The organism is Cellulophaga lytica DSM 7489 (assembly GCF_000190595.1).
Classification (GTDB): Bacteria; Bacteroidota; Bacteroidia; order Flavobacteriales; family Flavobacteriaceae; genus Cellulophaga; species Cellulophaga lytica.
In genome coordinates this window covers 686,670-707,199 of sequence record NC_015167.1, presented here as the reverse complement: position 1 = coordinate 707,199, position 20,530 = coordinate 686,670, and the positions used below count along the sequence as shown (strand labels likewise).

Genomic DNA, 20,530 nt, shown 5'->3' with positions numbered 1-20,530 from the left:
GTTAGTATGCTAAAAAAGCAAAAGTGCTTAGTATTGTAATGGCAATTGGTATAACAATAACAAAATAAATAAATGTAGCTAATGAGCTTTTTAAAAAGCTAGAAATCCAACTTTGGTTGTAGAACTTTTTAACAGCAATACATAAATATATAAAAGTTGATAGCACAATTAAAAACTGTAAAAATCCAGGAAACCCAGACCATATATAGTTCATAATTAGTAAAATTATAAAAGTACTAAACAGGAAAGAGAAGTAGTAAAAAGCAAATACCAAGTGGTAAGCAAACGGATTTTTGTTGAAAAATAAAATTTTTAAGATGAAAGCAAATATTGGTAACAGAAAAAATAAAGCAATTGGTATAGTGTCATAAAACGAGTGTAGTATGCTTGCTAAACTACCATTATCTTTATAAAGTTTTAAAACTTGAGTATATGCTTTTTTAGTAAAATAACCAGCATCTTCTTTTCTGCCCATTTCTTTAGTTATTAAAGAGTCTGGAGCGTTAATAGCTATTAAAGAGTCTACTTTAGATTCGTTAAAACCAAAAGTCATGAAGTCATCACCCTTATAATTTTGTCCTTTAATAATAGAATCTAACTTGGCTAATTCCTCATCTTTTAAACCTGTTTTATCTTGACTTTGCTTTAGTTTTTTTATAACAGTGGCGGCAGCTAAAGAATCGGTAGTATTGTACTCTTTTATAGAATCTATAGTTTGCTTAAGTGTTTTCTCTGATTTTACACTTTCTCTAATTTGGCGCTCTTGTTTACTTACTTTAAATGAAAATAAAAAGAAGAACACAATTGAAGAAAATAAGTAGAGTTGTGCGGGATGTAAATATAACAGGCGCTTGCCCTCTATAAATTTAGATGGTAAGTAGCCAGGTTTTAAAAGCAATGGAAAAAAACTTTTAAAAAAACGAGCATCTACAGAAAAGTAATTTTTAATTGTATTGCTAAATAATACGCCAACCGTAAGTTTATCGTTAACTTTTTGTCCACAATGTGGGCAATATTCAAAATTAGCGTCAAATTTATTTTCGCAGTTTTTGCAGTTGATATCTTGGTTGGGCATTTACATTGGTTTTATGGCTAAGGTAATTATTTTATGTAAAAAAATAACTCTTTTTAGAACTAGAGCATCGGGAAAATTTTTGTGTATTTATTATGAGGCTCTTTAGTTACAGATATTTTTTTATTGGTAAAAGGGTGTGTAAAATCTAAAGAGTATGCGTGTAAATAAAGTCCTTTTCCTTTAATAATTTTTCCAGGAATACCATATTTTGCATCTCCTAAAATAGGGTTGTTAATTGAAGATAAGTGTACTCTTAATTGGTGTTTTCTGCCGGTTTTAGGTTCTAGTTTAACAAGGTTTAGATAGTTAAATTTGTTAGAGGTAACTGTTTTTAATACGTTATAAGTTGTAAAAGCCTCTTTGTTATCTACATTGGTATTAATAGTTCCTTTTTTTATCATTTCACCAATGGTAACTGCTAAATAGGTTTTTTGTATTTTTTTGTTTTCAAACAGTTTGTTTAATGCTAGTATACTTGCAGAGGTTTTACCAATAATAAGGAGTCCGGTTGTGGGAAAATCTAGCCTATGTACAGGTCTAGGTTTGGTAGCATCTGGTAAACTACTTTTAGTAATATTTTGTTCTAGTGCGTTATCTATGGTTTTAAAGGTATTACCACTAACTAAAATTCCTGGTGGCTTATTAATAATAGCAAGGTAATTGTCTTGGAATACAACTTCTAACTTTAAATTTAATCTCTTTTTTGTGTTGTTTTCTTCAGGTTTGTTAAAGGTTATTTTTTCAGACCCATAAATAAATGTTCCAGTAGATGCTTTTTTTTCATCAATATAAATTAACCCCTTTTTTATTGCTTTTTTTAAAGCAGATTTTGTGCTTATACCTGTAAAAATACCAGTTCCATAGTCTTGAAACCTAATAGGTTCTTTTTGTGTAACCGCTATGTGTGTTTCTATTGTAATAATTATTTTTTAAAGTAAAAGTATAAAAAAAGGTCTTATAGCAAATGCTAATAAGACCCTTTTGTAGTTTTTAAGTATATAATTATAAAACAGCTTTAATTCTGCTTATAGCTTCTTTTAATTCTTTTTCTGATGCAGCATAAGAAATACGGATACAGTTAGGATTGCCAAAAGCTTCACCTGTTACTGTTGCAACATTTGCATTTTCTAATAAGTACATAGATAAGTCTGACGCGTTGTTAATAGTAGTACCGTTTAAAGTTTTACCAAAAAACGCAGAGATGTCTGGAAAAACATAAAAAGCGCCTTCAGGTACATTTAAGTTAAACCCTTCTATTTGTCCTAATAGTTCTAAAACAAGATCTCTTCTTTTATGAAACTCATCTATCATAAACTGTATTTTGCTTACGGGAGCTTCAAGTGCAGCAATTGTAGCGCGTTGTGCAATAGCATTAGCACCACTTGTGTTTTGTCCTTGAAATTTAGTACACGCTTTAGCAATAAATTCTGGAGCACCAATAAAGCCAATACGCCATCCTGTCATTGCAAATGCTTTAGATACACCGTTTACTGTTATGGTACGCTCATACATACCATCTATACCAGCAATACTAACGTGTCCTCCTCTAAAGTTTATGTGTTCATAAATTTCATCAGAAACCACATAAATATTAGGGTGCTTTTTTAATACTTCTGCTAAGCCCTCTAACTCTTCTTTGCTGTATACAGATCCGCTTGGGTTACAAGGAGAGCTAAACCACATCATTTTAGTGTTAGGGGTAATAGCTGCTTCTAGCTGAGCAGGGGTCATTTTAAAATCTGTATCTATACTAGTAGCTACTTCTACAGGAGTTCCTTCTGCAAGTTTAACAATATCACTATAGCTAACCCAGTAAGGAGCAGGTAAAATTACTTCGTCTCCTTTGTTAAGCATACACATTGCTATGTTTGCTAAAGATTGTTTAGCACCTGTACTAACCACAATTTGGTTAAGTCCGTATGTTAAATTGTTATCTCTTTTAAACTTATTTGCAATAGCTTGTTTTAAATCTGCATAACCATCTACAGGAGAATAACTACTGTAGTTATCATCAATAGCTTGTTTAGCTGCGTCTTTAATAAAATCTGGAATATTAAAATCTGGTTCTCCTAAGCTTAAACCAATAATATCTTTACCAGCGTTGCGTAATTCTCTTGCTTTTGCTGCCATTGCTAAAGTGGCAGAGGTAGACATGTTTGTAATTCTGTTAGATAAGTGATTGCTCATACTTTTTTGTTTTTACTAGTACTGTAAAGCAGGTTTTTTTCCTAGCTCCTTTAAATGTTTAAAGTGCGAAATTATAGCTTTTCTAGTAGTTTTGTATTCATTATATGGCAAATTAAATTCATTTGCCGTTTGTTTCACAATTTTAGAGATATTTGTGTAATGAATGTGACTAATATTTGGAAAAATATGATGTTCAACCTGATGATTTAATCCACCTGTAAACCAATTTACAATCTTATTTTTAGTCCCAAAATTTACAGTAGTAAATAATTGATGTATTGCCCAAGTGTTTTTCATTGTGCCTGTTTCATCTGGTAATGGTGTTTCTGCATCATCTACCACATGTGCTAATTGAAATACGACACTCAAAATTACACCAGCAACATAATGCATAATAAAGAAACCTAGGAGTACTTGCCACCAAGCTACATTAGCAAAAAGTAGTGGTAAAACAATCCAAATAGTAATGTATAATAATTTTGTAATTACTAAAGTACTCCAGTTGCCAATTTTACTTGGTTTTTTACCGTATGATAAATTACGTTTCATATAACGGTACATTTGCTGAAAATCTGTAGTAATAGCCCAGTTAAATGTTAGTAAGCCATATAAAAAAACCGAGTAAAAATGCTGAAATTTATGATGCTTGCGCCATTCTGCGTGTTTAGAAAAGCGTAAAATTCTACCAGCTTCTAAATCCTCATCATGTTCATGAATGTTAGTGTAAGTATGGTGCAGTACATTGTGTTGTACTTGCCAGTTGTATACGTTACCAGCTAGTATGTAAATACTGCCACCCATTATTTTGTTAACCCATTTATTGTTAGAGTATGCGCCGTGGTTACCATCGTGCATAACATTCATACCAACACCAGCCATACCAACACCCATAATAATGGTAAGTAGTAAGTTAGCCCAAATTGGTAAGCCAAGGGTTAATATTAAAAAGTAAGGCGCTAAAAATAGCGTAAACATTATAACTGTTTTAATGTGTAGTTTCCAGTTACCTGTTTTTTTTATGTTGTTTTCTTTAAAATAAGTATTAACACGTTTGTTCAAAGTCTTAAAAAACTGAGCTGAGTCTTTACGTGAAAATCTAATTGATTTATTTTCCATATTTTTTAAATTCTTAATTCTGATTTCCTCTATAGTTACTTTTTTTGAGGATTATGTTTTATATGTAGATGTTTTATATTATTCTGATATTTATGATCTATAAATTTTTAATAGTCACAAAAACTAAGTAAAGATAATGCAAAAGTACTTTTTATAATATGATAATTATCTTAAAATAAGAAATTTTTATGATTATGGAAATGCTTACTTTTGCCAAAACTTTGATAAAATATATGAAAGCAGATATTATTTTTAAGTATTTTCCAGACTTAACAGAAGAGCAAAAGCAACATTTTATACAGCTTGAAGCATTGTATGCAGATTGGAACCAAAAAATTAATGTGGTTTCTAGGAAAGATATAGATGAAATATATCTACGTCATGTATTGCACTCTACTGGCATTGCTAAATTTCAGCAGTTTTTACCAGGAACAACTGTTTTAGATGTTGGTACTGGTGGTGGTTTTCCTGGCATACCTTTGGCAATTCTTTTTCCTGAAACCCAATTTACTTTAGTTGATGCAATTGGCAAAAAAATAAAAGTAGTACAACATGTTGTAGACGGTTTAGGATTAACTAATGTTACCGCTAAACATATGAGGGTAGAGGACTTAGATGCTAAGTTTGATTTTATAGTTAGTAGAGCGGTAGCCGCTATGCCCACATTTGTTCGTTGGATTAAAGGGCGTATTAAAAAAGAATCTTTGCATGAACGCCGTAATGGTATTTTGTACCTTAAAGGTGGCGATTTATCTGAAGAATTAAAAGATTATAAAACTACAGAGATATACAACCTTTCAGATCATTTTTCTGAAGACTTTTTTGAAACTAAAAAAGTGGTTTATTTACCTTTAAAGTACAAAGGGTAATTTAAATACTAAGCATTCTGTTAAAAGAATACTTGCAATTTTTAGCATAACTCTTCATATAGCTGTATATGTTGGTTATGCTAATTTTTTTTCTCTTTTTTTCTGTATGTGTAACGCTCTCTTTCATGGTCTTTCTGTTTAATTATACAAATTTACAATAAGTAAACTATATGTTTACATTAGCTTAACGTTAAATTTACATTAAAATTGTTTAAAAAGCAATTTTATGCCACAAGAGCTTGATTTTTAAGCATAAAAAAGCCAAAACAACAGATAATTACCTGCTTGTTTTGGCTTTAAATTTATATTTAAAAAAGGTTTATCCTAAAAATGGATATCTATAATCTGTTGGTGTAACAAATGTTTCCTTAATTAGTCTTGGAGAAACCCAACGTAGTAAGTTTTGTGCAGAGCCAGCTTTGTCGTTGGTTCCTGATGCTCTTGCACCACCAAATGGTTGTTGGCCAACTACAGCTCCTGTTGGTTTATCGTTAATGTAAAAGTTACCAGCACAGTTTTGTAATGCTTTTGTAGCTTCTTCTATAGCGTAACGGTCTGTAGATAATACAGCACCTGTTAATGCATACTCAGATGTACCATCAACTAACTTAAGTGTTTCTTTCCAATCTTTATCATCATACACGTAAATAGTTACAACAGGACCAAAAAGTTCAGTTTCCATTGTAGTATATTTAGGGTCTGTAGTTACAATTACAGTAGGTTCTATAAAGTAACCTTTAGATTTATCATAATTACCACCAGCTACAATTTCTGCATTATCATCAGCCTTAGCACCATCTATGTATTTGGCAAGTTTATCAAAAGAACCTTCATGAATAACAGCTGTAACAAAGTTGCTCATATCTTCAGGTGAACCTGGCTTGTTAATAGAGTCTAGGTCTCTTTTTACTAAATCTAATACTTCATCAGCAGTAGATTTAGGTAAGTAAACTCTAGATGCAGCACTACATTTTTGCCCTTGAAATTCAAAAGCGCCACGTACAATTGCAGTAGCTACTTGTGCAGGATTAGCAGTTTTATGAGCTAAAATAAAATCTTTACCTCCTGTTTCGCCAACTATTCTAGGGTAGGTTTTGTAATTGTGTATGTTGTTACCAATTTGCTTCCAAAGTTCTTTAAAAACATAAGTAGAACCTGTAAAGTGTAAACCAGAAAAATCTGGACTAGCTAATGCAGTTTCTGTAACCATAACTGGGTCTCCGTAAACAACATTAATAACGCCATCTGGTACACCAGCTTCTTTAAAAATATCTACAATTACTTTTGCAGAAAATATTTGACTATCACTTGGTTTCCATAAAACAACATTACCCATCATAGCGGCACTAGCAGGTAGGTTACCGGCAATTGCAGTAAAGTTAAATGGGGTAATTGCATAAACAAAGCCTTCTAAAGGTCGGTACTCTACACGGTTCCAAATACCCTCTGCAGAATCTGGCTGCTCTGCATATATTTGAGACATGTACTCTACGTTAAAACGTAAAAAGTCTATAAGTTCACAAGCAGCATCTATTTCTGCTTGGTGTATAGTCTTAGATTGTGCCATCATTGTGGCAGCGTTTATTTTAGCTCTGTAAGGACCAGCAATTAATTCTGCTGCCTTTAAAAAAATAGCAGCACGTTGTTCCCAAGCAAGGTTTGCCCAAGCTTCTCTAGATTCTAAAGTATTTTCTATAGCTTTAGTTACGTGTTCTTTTTCTGCTAAATGGTATTGACCTACAACATGTTTGTGATCATGCGGAGGAGACATTGGTTTTGTGTTACCAGTTTTTATCTCTTCTGCTCCAATATATAAAGGAACATCTACATTACCGTTGTAATAAGCTTTGTATTGCTCTAATACAGCTTGGCGCTCTGGTGTTCCCGGAGCATAGCTTTTTATTGGTTCGTTAAAAGCGGTTGGAACTTCAAAAAATCCTTTACCCATTGTGCTACGTTTTATAAATTATAATAATTGTAACAAATGTAGTAAAATCCTATTCGTTATTAAAACAATTAGAAAGTAAGAAATAGGTATTTTTTAATTTAAAGCAAAAGGTGCGCTAAATTTAAAACTAGGAATGTAAACTCTAAATTTTTTACCATCTGTAAAGCTTATCATATTGTAGTGTCCGCGCATTGCGCCAATAGGAGATGTTAATAGGCAGCCAGAGTTGTATGTATGAGATTGCCCTGGGTTTAAAACTGGTTTTTTGCCAACTACGCCTTCTCCATCCATAATTTCTAAGTCATTTAAAGAGTCGTAAATTTCCCAGTGTCTAGAGGTTAGTTGTACAGAGTCTTTGCTTAGGTTTTCTATAGTTACAGTGTAGCCAAATGCGTAGTGCATTTTGTAGTTTTTAAAAAATGTACCTTCAAAATTGGTGCTTACTGATATTTTTATGCCTTTAGTAACTTGTGTAGTCATACGTTTTAACTTTAAAAAATATAATACTCAATCTGTGTATTATGTCTAAAAAAAGAATACTTTATTACGTTGTAATACTTCTTCTTATTTTAAAGTAGAAATGTGTAACTTGCTATGAGTGTGACACATTCGCTACATACAAATATAAAAAGTAAAATTTAAAGTACCTTACTCAGCTTTCATATATTCGCTGAATGAACTTTTTTTCGGCAAACAGGCAATTACACCTGTTCATTGAGCCGGAGTTGGTTTTTGTTAGTTGGTAATGTTTCTAGAGTTGCCACTTCCAACTCCAATAACGCTATCATATTGGTCGCCAAAATTTCTGTAATAAACCAATACTAAATAATTGTTTTCTGTAAAATGAAAATTGCCTCCAATTGCATTTTGCTTTAGTTCTCCTTTATCGGTCTTAATAACATATTTATAATTGTAAAAACCTTGCTTAAGTGTAATTTTAGCTTCTAAATAACCGGTTTTTTCATTGTAAGTCATTTTATTCTCATCTGTAATAGCGTAATTGTTAAACTTGCCAAATACATAAACATCATTTAATCCTATAATGTCTGTGTAAGGTAATTTAAAATGTACGTTGGTGTACTCTGCTTCTCTAGAGGCATCTTCACCTTGTTGCGTTGTAATTACAAAGTCGCCATTAATATCTGGGTAATAGGTATAAGGCTCGTTGGCTCTAATTAGATCTGCATACATATAGTGGTTGTACAATTCTTTCATCTCTACACGTGCAATTGCAGTGCTAGTTGCGCGTAAATCTTTTGTGGTAAAATTTAAAAACTCATTACCGCCAAAAAAACTACTTTCTTTGTCGTATTTGTATAACAACTCCTTACCAATTGTATATTGTGGTTTTAAATTGGTAATTGCAGTAGGCCAGTAGTAGTTTTTTAAAATTGTAACTTTAACCTCTTTTTTTGGGTTGATAAGTTGAAAATTACCTGCGTTTATGGCAATTTGTATGGCTTGCTTTTGGTTTAGAAACTCAAAGTCTCTTGTTCTTTTTGGACTAACGCCTACTGCTACAGCATCCTTGTAAATTATAAAGCGTCTAGAAAATTGAAGCTCATTATAGCTGTTGTATATTTCTAACATATAATTGCCACTTACCTTTAAACTAATGCTGCTATTGGGTATTTGTAAGCGGTAATTAGAGTAAGCTTGTAGTGTGTTGTAACTATTTTCGTAATTTGTGATTCTAAGATTGTCAAAGCCACTTAAATACTGAGATTTGGACAGTGTAGACGGAGACCAATCATAATTATAGTATGATATTTTGTAGTAGTAATCTTCTTCAGAGGCAGTTAAGTCATCAAACTCTAAATAAATTTTATCTCCCAATTGTGCAATAGGAAATTGATCTTCTGTAGGTCCTTTAAATACAATAGATTTTATATGGTTAGGAGCATCTTTTTCTACAGCGTTTTGTGCGTAAGTAGAGAAACTAACTAAAATTATAAAAAGTAAAAAAGAGTAGTATTTCATTTATATAATAATTGTATCACAAAGATAAGCAAAAGTTATGCCTAAAAATTACGTGGATAAAAAGTGTTAAAATTTTATTTAGAATTAATATAAATAAAAACATCTTAGCTGATTTAACAAGGAAGTTTGCGCTTAAAACTTTAAATTTGCACGAAATTTTGTTAACCTAAGGTCTGCAATAATATGTCTAAAGACATTCGAATAAAAAAAGGCTTAAATATAAACCTAGTCGGTGCCGCTGAGCAAACTACTTCTAAAGCGGTTTTAAGCAATGTTTATGCAATAAATCTTAATGATTTTCACGGGATAATGCCAAAAATGTTGGTAAAAGAAGGGGCAACTGTAAAAGCAGGTGAACCTATTTTTTACAACAAAGATGTAGAAGAAATGAAGTTTGTTTCTCCTGTGTCTGGTGAGCTTGTTGAAATTGTAAGAGGTGCAAGGAGAAAAATATTAACGCTGAAAATACGCGCTAATAAAAGTGGTGAAGTAGTAGAACACAGTACGCTAAACTTGGCAAGCGCATCTGCAGAAGACGTAAAGTCGCAGTTGCTAATGTCTGGTTGTTGGCCTTTTGTAAAACAAAGACCGTATGATGTTGTTGCAAACCCTAATGTGGCTCCAAAGGCTATATTTATTTCTGGGTATACAACAGCTCCATTAGCAGCCAATTTAGATTACGTGTTACAAGGCAAAGAAAAAGAGTTGCAAGCGGCTGTTACAGCATTAGCAACTTTAACATCTGGCCAAGTGCACATTTCTGTGGGTAGTAGCAACTCTCCATTGTCTGGTTTGTCTGGTGTAACAGAACATAAAGTAGCTGGTCCGCATCCAGCAGGTTTAGTGGGTACACAAATAAACAAGATAGATCCTATTAACAAAGGAGAAGTAGTTTGGACAGTTAATGCACAAGACCTAGTTATAATAGGTGAGTTGTTGTTAACAGGTAAATTTAACCCTCAAAGAACTATTGCATTAGCAGGTTCTGCAGTTAAATCTCCAAAATATTACACAACTACTATTGGATCAGAAATTTCTACATTTTTATATGGTAGCGGAGTTTCTATAGAGAACTTTAGAGTAATTAATGGTGATGTGTTAACAGGTTCTAAAACTAGCCCAGAAGGGTATTTAGGGTTTTATAATAACACAGTAACTGTTATTCCTGAAGGAGATGATTACGAGTTGTTTGGTTGGAATAAGCCAGTTTTTAACAAAATATCGTCTACTAGAGCAATGACTTTCTCTTGGTTAAACCCTAAGAAAAAATACGATTTAAATACCAATACTAACGGAGAACATAGAGCATTTGTGGTAACTGGTGCTTATGAAAAAGTTTTTCCATTAGATATTTATCCAATGCAACTGCTAAAAGCTTGTATGATAAAGGATTTAGATGAAATGGAACAACTTGGATTGTATGAGGTTGCACCTGAAGATTTTGCTTTAACAGAGTTTATCTGTATATCTAAACAACCGCATCAGCAAATAATTAGAGAAGGGTTGGACTTATTACAAAAAGAAATAGGATAAAAGATGGGTCTTAAAAATACATTACACAATTTAAAGGAAAAGTATAAAGGCAAAAAAATGGCGCCTGCATTTAATGCAATCCATACGTTTTTGTACTTGCCTAATGAAACTACGCACTCTGGGTCTCACGTAAGAGCAGCAGATGATTTAAAGCGTACAATGAATACGGTAATAATGGCGTTAATTCCGGTTTTAATTTTCGGGATGTTTAATGCGGGTTACCAACATTATTCTGCAATTAATGGTTTCCCTGCAGATTTTTCATTACTAAATGATTTTATAACATGGGATAACTTTTTAGTAGGTTTAACAACGGTATTACCATTGGTAATAGTATCTTATGTAATTGGTTTAGCAGTAGAGTTTGTTTTTGCTGTTATTAAAGGACATGAGGTAGAAGAAGGTTACTTGGTAACTGGTATGTTAGTACCATTAATTGTACCAATAGATACACCATTATGGATGCTAGCTATAGCAGTTATTTTTGGTGTTGTAATAGGGAAAGAAGTTTTTGGTGGTACAGGTATGAATATCTTAAACCCAGCATTAACAATTAGAGCATTTTTATTCTTTGCTTATCCAACTTGGATGAGTGGTGATAAAGTATGGGTACACGAGGCTGTAGAAAGAGCTGGTACTGCAGATGCTATTTCTGGTGAAACTATCTTAGGACAGTTAGCTCAAAATACAGATGCATCATACTCAATTTCAGATATGTTCTTTGGTTTTATACCAGGTTCTGTTGGTGAAACGTCTACGTTTTTAATTCTATTAGGTGGTTTATTTTTAATCTTTACAAAAATAGCTAGCTGGAGAATTATGTTAAGCGCTGTAATAGGTGCTTTAACAATGGGCTTAATCTTTAACGGGGTTGTTAGTGCAGATTGGATTAGTGAAGGAAGTAAGTTTTACGGATTAATGAGCTTTGAGTTCTGGCAACATTTACTTGTTGGAGGTTTAGCTTTTGGTATTGTATATATGGCTACAGATCCTGTAACTGGTTCACAAACTAATAAAGGAAAATGGTATTACGGTTTCTTTATTGGGTTTATCTCTGTTTTAATTAGAGTGTTTAACCCTGCTTATCCAGAAGGCGTATTCTTAGCAATATTATTAATGAACGTTTTTGCTCCAACTATAGATCATTATGTAGTGCAAAGTAATGTAAAAAAACGTTTAAAAAGATCAAATAAAGCTACAGCTTAATTAGCGTTAAAAGAATAGATATGGCAATTAATACAGATAAAAATAGTTACACCGTCATTTTTGCAGCCATTATGGTTGTAGTTGTGGGTTCTATCTTAGCATTTACTGCATCTAGTTTAAGTGGTAAAATTAAGATGAATGAAAAGTTTGAGAAGCAACAAAACATCCTTTATGCAATGGGTGTTAATGATAATGTAGACGAAGGGAGTATAAATTTTATACCTACAGATAAAGTAGAAGCTGAGTTTAAAAAATATATTAAAGAGCAAATAGTTATTGAAAATGGTAAAATTACGCCAAATGACGAAGCTTATTTAATAGATTTAAAAAAGCAAGAAACAGCAGCTAAAAATGGCGAAGTTAGAAAATTACCATTATTTATTGGTGAAAAAGATGGTGTAAAATCTTACATCATACCAATGAGAGGTAAAGGTCTTTGGGATGCTATATGGGGCTTTGTTGCAGTAGGCGAAGACTTAAAAGTACAAGGTGTGTTTTTTGATCATAAAGGAGAAACACCTGGTCTAGGAGCAAACATAAAGCAACGTTATTTTATGGATGATTTTAAAGGAGAATCTATTTTAAACAACGGAGCCTTTGTTGGAATTAGTGTTGCTAAAGGTAACAATGACCCAATAAACGAAAGAAAAGATGATAATAAAGTAGATGCTTTAGCAGGTGCAACCATTACAGGTAATGGTGTAACAGCTATGATAAAAGAAAGCGTTAAACTTTATCAAGATTATTTAGAAACTATAGCTAAAAAATAAGAAATGGGATTACTTTCTAAAAAAGATGCAAATCTAATATTAGATCCATTAGCAGATAACAACCCAATTACTATACAGGTATTAGGTATATGTTCTGCATTGGCAATTACAGCAGAGTTAAAAGCGTCAATAGTAATGGCGGTTTCAGTAATGTTTGTATTAGGAATAGGTAACGTTGTTATCTCTTTAATGAGAAACATTATACCTTCTAAAATTAGAATTATTGTGCAATTGGTAGTAGTAGCTGCCTTAGTTATTATAGTAGATCAAGTGCTTAAAGCATTTGCATATGAACTTAGTAAAACCCTTTCTGTATTTGTTGGGTTAATTATTACAAACTGTATTATTATGGGACGTTTTGAGGCTTTTGCATTAGCAAACGGACCTTGGAGATCTTTCCTAGATGGTATTGGAAACTCATTTGGTTATGGTTTAATATTAATTATTGTTGGTTTCTTTAGAGAACTTTTAGGTTCTGGTACATTATTAGGATTTAAAGTATTAGGAGATCCTATTGAGAAAACAGGATTGTATGCCATAGGATATGAAAACAACGGGTTTATGTTATTGTCTCCAATGGCATTAATAGTAGTTGGTATCATTATTTGGGTGCAACGTTCAAGAAATAAAGCATTAATAGAAGAAAACTAGAACTAGTTATATAAAAAATACAATGTTATGTTAGAACATGTAGAATTATTTTTTAAATCCATATTTATAGATAATATGGTATTTGCTACCTTTTTAGGAATGTGTTCCTATTTGGCAGTATCTAAAAAAGTATCCACAGCCGTAGGTCTTGGTGCTGCAGTAATATTTGTACTTGCAGTAACTGTACCTATGAACTGGTTGTTAGATCAGTACTTGTTAAGAGATGGTGCTTTAGCTTGGTTAGGGCCAGAGTATGCAGATTATAACTTAAGCTTTTTATCATTTATATTATTTATTGCAACTATTGCAACAATGGTACAATTGGTTGAGATAGTAGTAGAAAAGTTTTCGCCATCATTATATAACTCTTTGGGTATATTTTTACCTTTAATTGCAGTAAACTGTGCCATTTTAGGTGGTTCTTTATTTATGCAATCTAGAGATATACAAACGTTAGGTTTGGCTTTTAACTACGGTATAAGTTCTGGTATTGGTTGGTTTTTAGCAATTTTAGCTATTGCTGCAATTCGCGAAAAAATTAGATACTCTAACGTTCCTGCTCCTTTAAGAGGTTTAGGTATTACGTTTATAATCACAGGTCTTATGGCTATTGGCTTTATGAGCTTTGGTGGTATGTTAACTGGTGGTGATGATGCTCCTAAAAAAGAAGCAAAAGAAACTGCACAGAAGGCACAAGACAAGGAAGTTAAAAATGAAATTGATGAAAATTCAGTTTCTTACAATAACGCTTTAAATAAATAAGAATGATTTTAGCTACAAGCACAATAGGTACAATTGTAATTACGGTAATTGCTTTTATGGCGTTATTGTTATTATTAGTTGCTCTTTTACTTTTTACAAAAGAAAAATTATCTCCTTCTGGTCCTGTTACTATAACCATTAATGGAGAAAAGAAGGTTGAAGTAGGCTCTGGTAGTTCTTTGCTTACAACATTAGGTAACCAAAAAATATTTTTACCATCTGCATGTGGTGGTGGTGGTACTTGTATACAGTGTGAGTGTCACGTTTTATCTGGTGGTGGAGATGCTTTACCAACAGAAACACCTCACTTCTCTAAAAAAGAGTTAAACCACGGTGCGCGTTTAGCTTGCCAGGTTAAAGTAAAGCAGGATATGGAAATTACCATTCCTGAAGAAGTATTTGGTATTAAAAAATGGGATGCTACAGTTGTACGTAACTACAATGTTGCATCATTTATTAAAGAATTTGTAGTTGAAATTCCAGAGGATATGGGCTACAAAGCTGGTGGATATATTCAGATAGAAATTCCTGAATGTGAAATTAAGTATTCTGATATAGATATTACGGCTCACCCTGAAGAGCATGAAACTCCAGATAAGTTTCAGGCAGAATGGGATAAATTTAATTTATGGCCTTTAGTAATGAAAAACGAAGAAACTGTAGAAAGAGCTTACTCAATGGCTTCTTTCCCTGCAGAAGGTCGTGAAATTATGTTAAACGTACGTATTGCTACTCCGCCTTGGGATAGAGCTAAAAACGGATGGATGGATGTTAACCCAGGTGTAGCTTCATCTTACATATTTGCACAAAAACCAGGAGATAAAGTTGTTATTTCTGGACCTTACGGTGAGTTCTTTATTAATGAGTCTGAATCTGAAATGCTTTATGTTGGTGGTGGAGCAGGTATGGCGCCAATGCGTTCTCACTTATACCACTTATTTAAAACATTAAAAACAGGAAGAAAAGTTACTTACTGGTATGGTGGACGTTCTAAGAGAGAGTTATTCTACTTGGATCATTTCTACGAGTTAGAAAAAGAATTCCCTAACTTTAAGTTTTACTTAGCACTTTCTGAGCCTTTACCAGAAGATAACTGGAAAGTAAAAGAAAATATAGATGCGCCTGGTGATGGTTTTGTAGGGTTTATTCACAATTGTGTAATAGATAATTATTTAAGTCATCATGAGTCTCCAGAAGATATTGAATTGTATTTCTGTGGACCTCCTTTAATGAACAAAGCTGTTCAGAAAATGGGTGAAGATTTTGGTATTCCAGATGAGCACATCAGATTTGATGACTTTGGAGGATAAGTCTAAAAAATATAAGTTTAAAAGCCGGTACATTTGTACTGGCTTTTTTTATGCACTATTTTTAATGTGACTTCTATTTAAATATGCATTTTTAATTAAAGTCTTGCTTTTCACCGTTCGTTTCTTGGTTATTACCGTTCATCATAAAACTATTTTTTTTACTGTATTACTGTTCTACTTTTACATTGTAATTAAAATTTAGTAATCAATTAAATCATCAATCATGAAAAAATCAATCATCGCATGTAGTCTTTTATTAAGTGTAGTAGCAACTTCTATAGCATCAGAGAAAAAGCCATTACCTATAAAAAAAATTAATGTAACAACAATTAAAAATGTTTCGCCTTTAAGTATTGCAGTAGCAAAAGGAGATTATGGTACAACGGCAAGTTTTTTGGCGTATGGAGCAGATAGTAATGAAAAATCTGTTAGTACAGGTATGACACCTTTAATGTATGCAGCAAGGTATAACAATGTTAAACTGTTAAAACTGTTAATTAGTAATGGAGCAGATACTACATTAAAATCTAAAATTGGCTATACGGCACTTGGCTATGCAAAATTATCTAAAGCCTCAGAAGCAGTGGCCTTTTTGCAATCAATTTAAGCAATGCTAACAACTTGTTTTTAGAACGTTAACAAGCTTTTAACTAACTCCTAATCAGTGTTAAATAAAAGTTATAATGAAAAATTTCTGAAACAAAATAAATTTTTCATCGTCTATATAAGTGTAGTGTCAAAACAACATTATTAAAATCAAAAAAAAACAATCATCACATCAAAAAACAATTATCATGAAAAAATCAATTATCGCTTTCGGAATCGTATTTAGTTTAGTAGCAACAAGTTTATCAGCTAGTAATGGTCCGGATAAACCAGTGTTAAAGAAAAATTTAAAAATTGAAAAAACAACTATCAAGGATTTATCTCCTTTAAGCATAGCTGTTGTTAAGGGTAATTTTGATACCACTAAAAAATTCTTAGAATTTGGATCAGATATTAATCAAAAATCAGGTACAATGGGTATGACTCCATTAATGTACGCTGCAAGATATAATAAAGTAGAGCTTATGAAGCTTTTAGTAGCAAATGGTGCAAATGTTAAGGCAAAATCTAAAATTGGTGTTACGGCATTAAAATATGCTAAAGCTGCCAATGCACATGCTGCTGTAAAATATTTAAAAAGCTTATAGAGCTTAAGATTTCTTATTTAATTTAGTTAGAAAGAGATTGCTTCTTTATTGGGGCAGTCTCTTTTTTTATTCTAATTTTGCAGTATGGGAAAACCATTAACAGAGCAAGAGCTACATAACTTGGCAATGAACATTGTTGGTAAGCATTTAGAGGCAAATGGGTATGAGTTTATGGGTGTTAACAGTAAACCTAAGCGTAACCCTCAATTTGTGTGTTTAAAAGATAAAGTTTTACATTTTATAGTTGTTAGGGCAATTGCTTACCCTAACAATCCTAATGCATACGACATTCCTTTTATGGAAAAAATGAAAGATCATGCAGAAAAAATGGATGCTACTGCTTATTATGCAGGAGTAAGGTTAACTAATGCAGCAGACCCTAACTTGCCAGTGTATTTAAATGAAGAATATATAGTAGATTATGACGGACTTATTAAAGTATAAATTAAAAGTAGTACTATTTATTGCTACCGGTTGCTTATTTACAGCTTGTAAAAATGATAATAAATCTAAAATTGTAGAGAACCGAAATAATGGATCTGCTCTGGGTACATCATACAGTATTATTTATTTTACAAATGAAACGACTAATTTTCAAGAAGAAATAGATTCAGTTTTTAAAGTGATAAACAAGTCTATGTCTACCTATATGCCTTCATCAGACATTTCTAAAATTAATAAAGGAGATTCTACCTTACAAGTAGACCATATGTTTAAAGAGGTTTTTAACCTATCTAAAGATATTAATAGCAAAACTGATGGCTATTTTGATCCTACTGTAGGGACTTTAGTAAATGCTTGGGGTTTTGGGCCAGGAGAGCAAATAAAATTAGACAGCTCTAAAGTAGATAGCTTGTTAGAGTATGTTGGTTTTAGTAAAGTAGAACTAACTAATAAAGGCACCATAAAGAAAGCAAATACTAACATTTTGTTTGATTTTAATGCTATTGCTAAAGGGTATTCTATAGACAGGCTAGCAGTAATGTTAGAGAGTAAGGGTATTACAGACTTTTTAATTGAAGTAGGAGGAGAGATTTATGCTAAAGGCGAAAATTTAAAAAAGAAGAAAAAATGGGTTGTTGGTATTAATGACCCTGAGGTTGAAGACCGAACCAATTATAAAGCAGCTGTAACACTTAAAAATGTAGCTATGGCATCTTCAGGTAATTACAGGCATTTTAGAGTAGATCCAGTTACCAAAGAAAAATATGTGCACACATTAAATCCAAAAACTGGGTATACTAAAAACGCTAAAGTTTTAGGAACAACTATTATTACCGGTAACTGTGCTAAAGCAGATGGTTATGCAACTTCTTTTATGGCAATGGATTTAGAAGATTCTAAAAAAATAATTGAAAAAGACTCTACATTGCAAGCCTACATTATTTATTTGGATGATGATGGTAATACAAAAGAATATATTACAAAAGGCTTTAAAGACTTACTATTAGAGTAGGCTATTTTTTTACTACGGGTATTATTTCTCCTTGGGCTAAGCAATATTTTTTAACATCTTGTGGTGGTAATTTTTTAGTGTAATTTACCTCTTCAACCGTAAATCCTATTTTTCTTAATTTGGCAAAGTAATCTTTGCCGTAAATACGTACGTGGTCATACTGTCCAAAAATACGAGTACGTTCTTTTTTATCTGTTATGGTATCGTCTTCAAAAGTATTTTCTCTACTTAAATCTTGTGGTATTTGAAAAACTCCCCATCCGCCAGGTTTTAAAACTCTGTACATTTCTTGCATAGCTTTGGTGTCATCTGGTATATGCTCTAAAACATGGTTGCATAGTATAACATCATAACTATTGTCTTTAAAAGGTAAGTTGCATATGTCTGCTTTTACATCTGCTAAAGGAGATTCTAAATCTGTGGTAGTGTACTCTAAATTTTTCATTTTTCTAAAACGCTTATAAAACGCTTGTTCAGGTGCAAAATGTAGCACCTTAAGATCTGCTGTAAAAAAGTCTGTTTCGCTCTGTAAATAAAGCCAAAGAAGTCTATGGCGCTCTAACGATAGTGTTGAAGGAGATAATACATTGTCTCGTTGCTTTTCATATCCGTACGGTAAAAACTTTTTAAAGCCTTTGCCATCTATTGGGTCTACATAGGTTTTGCCACGCATAAAAAATGTTAGTATAGGACGTGATACATAACTTAGTTTTATTAATAGTGGTCTAGGTATGGTATTTAAAATAGTCTTAAAAAGCTTTTTCATAAATGTATTTAGGTACTAAATGCTTGCTTCATATTTGTGTAGCAATTATTAAAACGTAAATATACTTTAAAAGTATGTTTTAGCTAGTTTTTATTGTCATTGCATACAAAATACCAACACCAATACTTAAAATCATTAAAGTAATAAAAGCTAGTATAATATAGCCCGCATATCTAAAAAAGGCATAGAGTGTTTGTTTAAAAGTAAGTTGATATAATTTTATGAAAACATATAATCCATAAATAGCAGATATAAGTATAAAAGCACTTGAAATTAGTCCTTTTGAAAGCCCTATAAGGTTAAAAAAAATAAGTTGTGAAGCAATAAGTATATAGCCTAAATTGGCTTGTATGTATGCGTTAAAAACTAAGTGCTCTGAGTAGTTATGGTCTCTTTTTTTGAAAGTTAAATATGTTAGTAAGCTATACGCAGGAATGCTAGATATTATAATTAGATTATAATAATTAGAGTAAAACTGATAAATTATATTTATGCTTTCTAATGCCTCTTTTGGAGCTTTGGGGTTAGCATCCCCTAAACCGGATTTGATACCGTTAGTAAAATCTGCTACTTCTGTACTAGGAAAAATTTTATTAATAATTAAGGCAATAGTTGCGTAAACTACCAAATATGAAAATGGCTGAAAATATTTTTTACGAGCACCACCTATATAAGCCTCTAAAACCTCTTTAGGTTTTGTAAATAAGTTAAAAAAGGTTTTCCAGAAGTTATTGTCCCAACTAAAAAAAGGCCCAATGAACTCTTGCCATGCGCCTTTTAATGATATTCTGTCTAAAACTATTTTTGCTCCACAATTAGAGCAATATTTATGTGTGTTTGTAATGCCTGTATTGCACGTTTTACAATTCATAAATTAAAGATGTGGTTAGGTTGTTATTTTACCCTAAACTCATCCTCTTCATTACTCTCTATTCCTAGGGCTTCATAAATATAATCAAAAGTAGATAATAATTGTGGTTTGCCATTTACAATTGCTACATCATGCTCAAAATGTGCACTTGGTTTGTTATCTAAAGTTGTAATTGTCCAACCATCACTATGCTGTACAATTTTTCTTGTACCTTGGTTAATCATTGGCTCTATAGCAACTACCATACCTTCAACAAACTTTTTGCCTCTACCGCGTTTACCATAGTTAGGCATTTCTGGTCCTTCATGCATTTTTTTGCCTAAGCCGTGGCCAACTAGTTCACGAACAACACCATAACCTTGCGCTTCGCAAAATTGTTGTATTGCAAAACCAACATCACCAACTCTATTGCCGGCTTTAAATTCTTTTATACCTACATATAAAGATTGCTTAGTAATATCAAGCAATTTTTTAGTTTCCGGATCTACTTCTCCAACTTCAAAAGTGTATGCGTGATCTCCGTAGTAACCATTTTTTAATACACCACAATCTACAGATATAATTTCGCCATTCTCTAATGGTTTATTATTAGGTATGCCGTGTACAACCTGTTGGTTAGGGCTCATACATAATGTGTTAGGAAAATCATATAATCCTAAAAAACCAGGAATACCACCATTATCTCTAATGAATTCTTCTGCAATTTTATCTAACTGCAATGTAGTTACACCAGGCTTAATTTCTTTAGCAATTAAGCCTAATGTTTTAGAAACCATTAATGCACTTTCGCGCATTATTTCTATTTCTTCAGGTGTTTTAATTTTTACCATAGTTTGC

21 protein-coding genes are annotated in these 20,530 nt (G+C 32.3%); 11 read left to right on the top strand and 10 right to left on the bottom strand.

Annotated elements, in window-relative coordinates:
• Position 1: 1 nt before the first annotated feature.
• The 4 genes from CELLY_RS03220 to CELLY_RS03205 all read right to left on the bottom strand — a co-directional run bounded on the left by CELLY_RS03220 (position 2) and on the right by CELLY_RS03205 (position 4,378).
• Positions 2-1,075, bottom strand: a complete 1,074-nt coding sequence (locus tag CELLY_RS03220; RefSeq protein WP_013620223.1) for a DUF3667 domain-containing protein — start codon at positions 1,073-1,075, stop codon at positions 2-4.
• A gap of 59 nt (positions 1,076-1,134) precedes the next feature.
• The gene (locus CELLY_RS17315; RefSeq protein ID WP_316931706.1) at positions 1,135-1,674 is read right to left on the bottom strand and encodes an RluA family pseudouridine synthase; all 540 of its coding nucleotides are present in this window, start codon (positions 1,672-1,674) and stop codon (positions 1,135-1,137) included.
• A 403-nt stretch (positions 1,675-2,077) separates the two neighbouring features.
• The gene (locus tag CELLY_RS03210) at positions 2,078-3,262 is read right to left on the bottom strand and encodes a pyridoxal phosphate-dependent aminotransferase (RefSeq protein ID WP_013620221.1); all 1,185 of its coding nucleotides are present in this window, start codon (positions 3,260-3,262) and stop codon (positions 2,078-2,080) included.
• A gap of 15 nt (positions 3,263-3,277) precedes the next feature.
• Positions 3,278-4,378 (bottom strand): fatty acid desaturase family protein, encoded by a 1,101-nt coding sequence (locus CELLY_RS03205; RefSeq protein ID WP_013620220.1) that lies wholly within the window; start codon positions 4,376-4,378, stop codon positions 3,278-3,280.
• A gap of 233 nt (positions 4,379-4,611) precedes the next feature.
• On the opposite strand from CELLY_RS03205, the gene rsmG reads away from it, so the two are divergent.
• On the top strand, positions 4,612-5,247 hold the full coding sequence (rsmG, locus tag CELLY_RS03200) for a 16S rRNA (guanine(527)-N(7))-methyltransferase RsmG (RefSeq protein ID WP_038507236.1): 636 nt from the start codon (positions 4,612-4,614) through the stop codon (positions 5,245-5,247).
• A 319-nt stretch (positions 5,248-5,566) separates the two neighbouring features.
• Here rsmG and pruA read toward each other — a convergent pair whose 3' ends face one another.
• The 3 genes from pruA to CELLY_RS03185 form a co-directional block, all read right to left on the bottom strand.
• Positions 5,567-7,195: an L-glutamate gamma-semialdehyde dehydrogenase gene (gene pruA, locus CELLY_RS03195; RefSeq protein WP_013620218.1), complete on the bottom strand. Its 1,629-nt coding sequence runs from the start codon at positions 7,193-7,195 to the stop codon at positions 5,567-5,569.
• 93 nt (positions 7,196-7,288) lie between these two features.
• Positions 7,289-7,675, bottom strand: a complete 387-nt coding sequence (apaG, locus tag CELLY_RS03190) for a Co2+/Mg2+ efflux protein ApaG (RefSeq protein WP_013620217.1) — start codon at positions 7,673-7,675, stop codon at positions 7,289-7,291.
• A gap of 255 nt (positions 7,676-7,930) precedes the next feature.
• Positions 7,931-9,175: a type IX secretion system plug protein gene (locus CELLY_RS03185; protein ID WP_013620216.1), complete on the bottom strand. Its 1,245-nt coding sequence runs from the start codon at positions 9,173-9,175 to the stop codon at positions 7,931-7,933.
• Between the two features lie 183 nt (positions 9,176-9,358).
• Here CELLY_RS03185 and CELLY_RS03180 point away from each other — a divergent pair, with 183 nt between their 5' ends.
• From CELLY_RS03180 to CELLY_RS03135, 10 genes are all read left to right on the top strand, one after another.
• Positions 9,359-10,708: a Na(+)-translocating NADH-quinone reductase subunit A gene (locus tag CELLY_RS03180; protein WP_013620215.1), complete on the top strand. Its 1,350-nt coding sequence runs from the start codon at positions 9,359-9,361 to the stop codon at positions 10,706-10,708.
• A 3-nt stretch (positions 10,709-10,711) separates the two neighbouring features.
• Positions 10,712-11,914: an NADH:ubiquinone reductase (Na(+)-transporting) subunit B gene (locus CELLY_RS03175; protein WP_013620214.1), complete on the top strand. Its 1,203-nt coding sequence runs from the start codon at positions 10,712-10,714 to the stop codon at positions 11,912-11,914.
• Between the two features lie 20 nt (positions 11,915-11,934).
• Positions 11,935-12,684, top strand: coding sequence for a Na(+)-translocating NADH-quinone reductase subunit C (locus CELLY_RS03170; protein WP_013620213.1), 750 nt, complete (start codon positions 11,935-11,937; stop codon positions 12,682-12,684).
• A 3-nt stretch (positions 12,685-12,687) separates the two neighbouring features.
• The gene (locus CELLY_RS03165) at positions 12,688-13,335 is read left to right on the top strand and encodes an NADH:ubiquinone reductase (Na(+)-transporting) subunit D (RefSeq protein WP_013620212.1); all 648 of its coding nucleotides are present in this window, start codon (positions 12,688-12,690) and stop codon (positions 13,333-13,335) included.
• Between the two features lie 27 nt (positions 13,336-13,362).
• The gene (gene nqrE, locus CELLY_RS03160; RefSeq protein WP_013620211.1) at positions 13,363-14,097 is read left to right on the top strand and encodes an NADH:ubiquinone reductase (Na(+)-transporting) subunit E; all 735 of its coding nucleotides are present in this window, start codon (positions 13,363-13,365) and stop codon (positions 14,095-14,097) included.
• A gap of 2 nt (positions 14,098-14,099) precedes the next feature.
• Positions 14,100-15,407: an NADH:ubiquinone reductase (Na(+)-transporting) subunit F gene (gene nqrF / locus CELLY_RS03155; RefSeq protein WP_013620210.1), complete on the top strand. Its 1,308-nt coding sequence runs from the start codon at positions 14,100-14,102 to the stop codon at positions 15,405-15,407.
• Between the two features lie 223 nt (positions 15,408-15,630).
• The gene (locus tag CELLY_RS03150) at positions 15,631-16,014 is read left to right on the top strand and encodes an ankyrin repeat domain-containing protein (RefSeq protein ID WP_013620209.1); all 384 of its coding nucleotides are present in this window, start codon (positions 15,631-15,633) and stop codon (positions 16,012-16,014) included.
• 187 nt (positions 16,015-16,201) lie between these two features.
• A complete protein-coding gene (locus tag CELLY_RS03145) occupies positions 16,202-16,600 on the top strand; it encodes an ankyrin repeat domain-containing protein (RefSeq protein ID WP_013620208.1) in 399 nt (132 codons plus the stop codon).
• An 84-nt stretch (positions 16,601-16,684) separates the two neighbouring features.
• Positions 16,685-17,044 (top strand): hypothetical protein, encoded by a 360-nt coding sequence (locus CELLY_RS03140; RefSeq protein ID WP_013620207.1) that lies wholly within the window; start codon positions 16,685-16,687, stop codon positions 17,042-17,044.
• Positions 17,022-18,056: an FAD:protein FMN transferase gene (locus CELLY_RS03135; RefSeq protein ID WP_013620206.1), complete on the top strand. Its 1,035-nt coding sequence runs from the start codon at positions 17,022-17,024 to the stop codon at positions 18,054-18,056. Before CELLY_RS03140 ends, CELLY_RS03135 begins: the two co-directional genes overlap by 23 nt.
• A gap of 1 nt (position 18,057) precedes the next feature.
• On the opposite strand, the gene CELLY_RS03130 is transcribed toward CELLY_RS03135, so the two are convergent.
• The 3 genes from CELLY_RS03130 to map form a co-directional block, all read right to left on the bottom strand.
• Positions 18,058-18,822, bottom strand: a complete 765-nt coding sequence (locus tag CELLY_RS03130; protein ID WP_013620205.1) for a class I SAM-dependent methyltransferase — start codon at positions 18,820-18,822, stop codon at positions 18,058-18,060.
• A gap of 79 nt (positions 18,823-18,901) precedes the next feature.
• On the bottom strand, positions 18,902-19,693 hold the full coding sequence (locus CELLY_RS16620) for a DUF3667 domain-containing protein (protein WP_013620204.1): 792 nt from the start codon (positions 19,691-19,693) through the stop codon (positions 18,902-18,904).
• Between the two features lie 23 nt (positions 19,694-19,716).
• Positions 19,717-20,523 (bottom strand): type I methionyl aminopeptidase, encoded by an 807-nt coding sequence (map, locus tag CELLY_RS03120; protein ID WP_013620203.1) that lies wholly within the window; start codon positions 20,521-20,523, stop codon positions 19,717-19,719.
• Between the last annotated feature and the right edge of the window lie 7 nt (positions 20,524-20,530).